This window comes from Flavobacterium sp. (genome assembly GCF_003525665.1).
Lineage (GTDB): Bacteria > Bacteroidota > Bacteroidia > Flavobacteriales > Flavobacteriaceae > Flavobacterium.
This window is the reverse complement of sequence record NZ_DQDX01000149.1, coordinates 472-4,265: the sequence shown is the minus strand read 5'-3', so window position 1 is coordinate 4,265 and position 3,794 is coordinate 472. Positions and strand designations below refer to the sequence as shown.

Here is a 3,794-nt window from a genome sequence, read left to right as displayed (position 1 = left end):
TTACTATAAAATAGAAAAAATCCCATCGCAACGGGATTTCTTTTTTCAAAGATATATTTTTTTGATTATTAAATGCTTAATTTTGCTTAATAATGTTCTACAAAGTTAGACAAATTATATTTGTTTAGCATCAATTTTATGATAATTTTTTTTATGAGAAAACTACTTTTTTTATTAGTAATTACTTTGGTTTTGGGTTGTGATGACTCCAATTTTAATAACCGAAATCCGTATTTGCCAAATTACCAATTTTCGTTTGACATCAATACCAATTTACCTTCTTATAGCAATTTACAATTTCCGAGTAATCATATCAAAATTTACCCTAATAATGGTCCATCAAGTGGTGTAATTGTCTTTAATACTGGAAGTACTTTCAATGCGTTTGATGGCGGTTGTCCAAATCACGATTTAAGTGGTTGTTCTATTCTAGGAATTAACGGAATTGAAGCCGATTGCAACTGTGATTTTCACGAAAATATATCTTACAATCTATTTACAGGACAAGCTCCAGGCGAACAATATCCTTTAAAACAATACCGTGTTGAAGTAAACGGAACCAACATTAGAGTTTTCAATTAAAAAAAAGCCAAGTCAGATAATTTCTAACTTGGCTTTTTAAATAAAATATTTAAACTTAAAACTTCAAAGTCATACCAGCGAGAAAATTGATTCCGGCTTGTGGAAAATAGTAAATAAATCCACCGCCATAATCTGCTCCATTGGAAACAATTTTTTCATCAAAAATATTATTTACTGTTCCCGAAAAAGCAATCGATTGGAATACTTTTTTCATTGGTAATTCATAATAAAAATTGAAATCGGTTTGTGTGTATGAATCCAACTTAGAAGCTGAATCATCAATATTAGACATGTATTGTTGGTCTACAAATTTGCTCATCAAACTCATTTGAAGATTTTTTAATGGCGCATAAACAATGCTGTTTGCTGCAATAACATTTGGAGAAAACGCAATATTTGTTGTTCCTAATTCCTCTAAAGTAGTTCCGTTATCGAAGACAAAATCTACGTTTTTATTACTACTTACGGTAATATTTGGCATCAAATTCCATTTATCTGAAAGTTTGAAAATGGCGTCAAGTTCAACTCCAAGTCTGTAACTCTCACCAACATTGGTACGAATTGGGTTTCCAACATCGTCAAGTGCTCCAGTTAAAACCAATTGATCTTTGTACAACATGTAATATCCGTTTAGATTTATTTGCGTTTTGGCACTTACATAACGCCAACCTAATTCAAAGTCATTTAGTTTTTCTGGACGAACATTTCCGCCTTCGTAATCACTTCTATTTGGTTCGCGATTGGCTCTTGCATACGACAAATAAAAGTTGTTTTTATTGTTCAAAGTATAGGTCAAACCTGCTTTTGGATTGAAAAAATTAAATGTATCATCAACTAAATCAGCTTGAACTCCATTGGCTTTATACGTTACATTTCTGTATTGTAAATCGCCAAAAAGACTAATACGTTTGGTTATTTGATAATTTACTTTTGCAAAAATATTTCCGTCAGTTTTATCGGCAAAATCATCGTAATACCTATCGCCCAGTTCGCTTGTTGATGCAAATCTTGACCAAATTACTTTACCAAAATGGTCTCCTTCATACTTATTCCATCCGCCACCAAAAATAAAATCGATCTTGTCTTTTTTATAATTTGCAGAAAAAGTTGTTCCATAAAAATCGTTATCCAACCATTTTTGGCGCACTAAATCGGTTGTGTTAATTGTAGTTCCTTCGATAACAATTGGTGTTAAACCATATTCGTCAAAATCGGCATCTTCTTTGTAATTTTCAAAGTAACCTTTTCCTTTGGTGTAATGAATGGCGAAGTTGGTATTCCAGTTTTGAGATATTTTTTCGTTCCAATGCAATTGGTAATGATCTTGTTGATAATTGTCGGTTTCATTGTCGTAGAAACGCGTGTTTCCAAATTCATCAGTGTAAATTCCAGCTGAATTGAATGTTGGATTGGAATTTAAAGTTGCTGCATCAATTCCGTTCCAAGATTGGTATGTTTTTTCGGTTCCACCAAATGCTAATGCTTTGATTAACGTAGTTTTTCCAACATAAGTTCCTTGAAGAAAATACGATTTCAAATCGGATGAAGCACGGTCAACATAACCATCAGAACTCAAATTAGAAACGCGACCTGCCAATTCGAAATGATCTTTCATCAAACCTGTACTGAATTTTACCGTGTGTTTTCTTGAATTAAAACTTCCAAACGAGTTAGCAATTTCGCCCGATGCTTTATCGGAATAAGAATCGGTCAACATGTTTAAACTCGCGCCAAAAGCTCCAGAACCATTGGTTGACGTTCCAACACCTCTTTGCAATTGCAAACTTTCTACCGACGACGCAAAATCGGGCATGTTCACCCAAAAAGTTCCATGACTTTCAGAATCATTGTATGGAATTCCGTTTATGGTAACGTTTACGCGAGTTGCATCGCTTCCGCGGACGCGAATTCCTGTGTAGCCAAATCCGTTTCCAGCATCCGAAGTAGTTACAACCGATGGCATGAAATTCATCAAAATTGGAATATCCTGACCTAAATTTCGGGTTGCGATTTCCTTTTTGCTTAAATTACTAAAAGTTACAGGTGTTTTTTTGTTGACACGAATTGCCGAAACCAAAACCTCATCGAGTTTAGTAACTTTCGTTGTGTCGTTTTCTACTTCTTGACTAAAAGAGAGCATAGAAAAAAGAATAAAGAAAATAGAGAAAAGATTGCAGTTTGCAGGTTTCAGTTTACAGATTGCAGTTTGCAACAGTTTGACATTAGAAAACTGACTTTGTGCCTTCGAGACTTCGTGGCGAGATTTTTTGAATAAAATTTCCATTCGTAAAATAAATTGTACGAATAAAAAGAGGTAATTATTCTTGGTTAAAAATAAAAAATGTGTGTTTCCTGTGACAAAGTTCAGCGTGCACTCTGTTTTGTCACTTTTCCCTAAACAGCATTACCTGTTCTAGGTTCATTGGGTATAATCTCAGCTCGTTATTTAGAGCACCCCTTTTGAGACAATGCAAACTTAAGGAAAATTCCAATATAAAAAATCCAAATTCCAAAATTTGTTTTTTTGGATTTACAAATCGGGTTTTTTGCGATTTTGCTTTATTTCAGAATTGGATGCTCTGTTTTTTAATCTTTTTTCGATTACCGATCTTGGGATTTTTAATAAATAAAAATTAAATGCAAACTTATAAAATTAATTATGTTTGTATTATTCTATATTTGTGTCAATGAAATATACTATAACAATATTATTATTTTTAATCAGTTGCAATCAAAAAAATACGATTTCTTTGGGCAAATATTCTACCAGAAAATCTACTAATTTTGAAAAATTATCAAATTATTTTATCGAAAAATGTAATGTTTTAGGTGTTGAATTAGATCTCAGAAAAGATTCTACATTTACATTAAGCACATGCTCATACGAAGCTAGTGGCGTTTGGAATATCAATAAAGACACATTGTTTTTAAATCATTTGAAAAACAATTCTTCTAAAGATAGTATTATAGATTCCGCAGAAATTAATGAGTTGAAAGAATTAAAGAAGAAAAGTGAGTATTACCTAATAAAAGATGACAAGCTCATACAATCTAATGAAACAGTTGATTCTGAGTCTTGTAAAATAACACTTCATCTTGTAAAATAAATAAAACCCGATTTTTACAAATCAGGTTTTTTTCTATTTTGCTTTATTTCAGAATTGGAAGCTTTGTTTTTTAATCTTTTTTCGATTACCGATCTTGGGATTTTT

The 3,794-nt window shown here is 32.2% G+C and carries 3 protein-coding genes and 1 riboswitch; of the genes, 2 read left to right on the top strand and 1 reads right to left on the bottom strand.

Annotation, left to right across the window (positions count from 1 at the left end):
- The first annotated feature begins 153 nt into the window (after positions 1-153).
- Positions 154-582 (top strand): hypothetical protein, encoded by a 429-nt coding sequence (locus DIU01_RS10425; RefSeq protein ID WP_290834185.1) that lies wholly within the window; start codon positions 154-156, stop codon positions 580-582.
- 55 nt (positions 583-637) lie between these two features.
- Here DIU01_RS10425 and DIU01_RS10420 read toward each other — a convergent pair whose 3' ends face one another.
- The gene (locus tag DIU01_RS10420) at positions 638-2,722 is read right to left on the bottom strand and encodes a TonB-dependent receptor (RefSeq protein ID WP_290834183.1); all 2,085 of its coding nucleotides are present in this window, start codon (positions 2,720-2,722) and stop codon (positions 638-640) included.
- A gap of 232 nt (positions 2,723-2,954) precedes the next feature.
- Positions 2,955-3,051: riboswitch (TPP riboswitch) on the bottom strand.
- A 281-nt stretch (positions 3,052-3,332) separates the two neighbouring features.
- On the opposite strand from DIU01_RS10420, the gene DIU01_RS10415 reads away from it, so the two are divergent.
- Entirely contained in the window at positions 3,333-3,689 is a 357-nt protein-coding gene (locus DIU01_RS10415; RefSeq protein WP_290834181.1) for a hypothetical protein, read from the top strand.
- Positions 3,690-3,794: the final 105 nt, after the last annotated feature.

Excerpts from the sequence above, each read along its gene's own strand:
- DIU01_RS10425 (WP_290834185.1), top strand. The coding sequence starts at position 154 with ATGAGAAAACTACTTTTTTTATTAGTAATTACTTTGGTTTTGGGTTGT.
- DIU01_RS10420 (WP_290834183.1), bottom strand. The coding sequence starts at position 2,722 with ATGCTCTCTTTTAGTCAAGAAGTAGAAAACGACACAACGAAAGTTACT.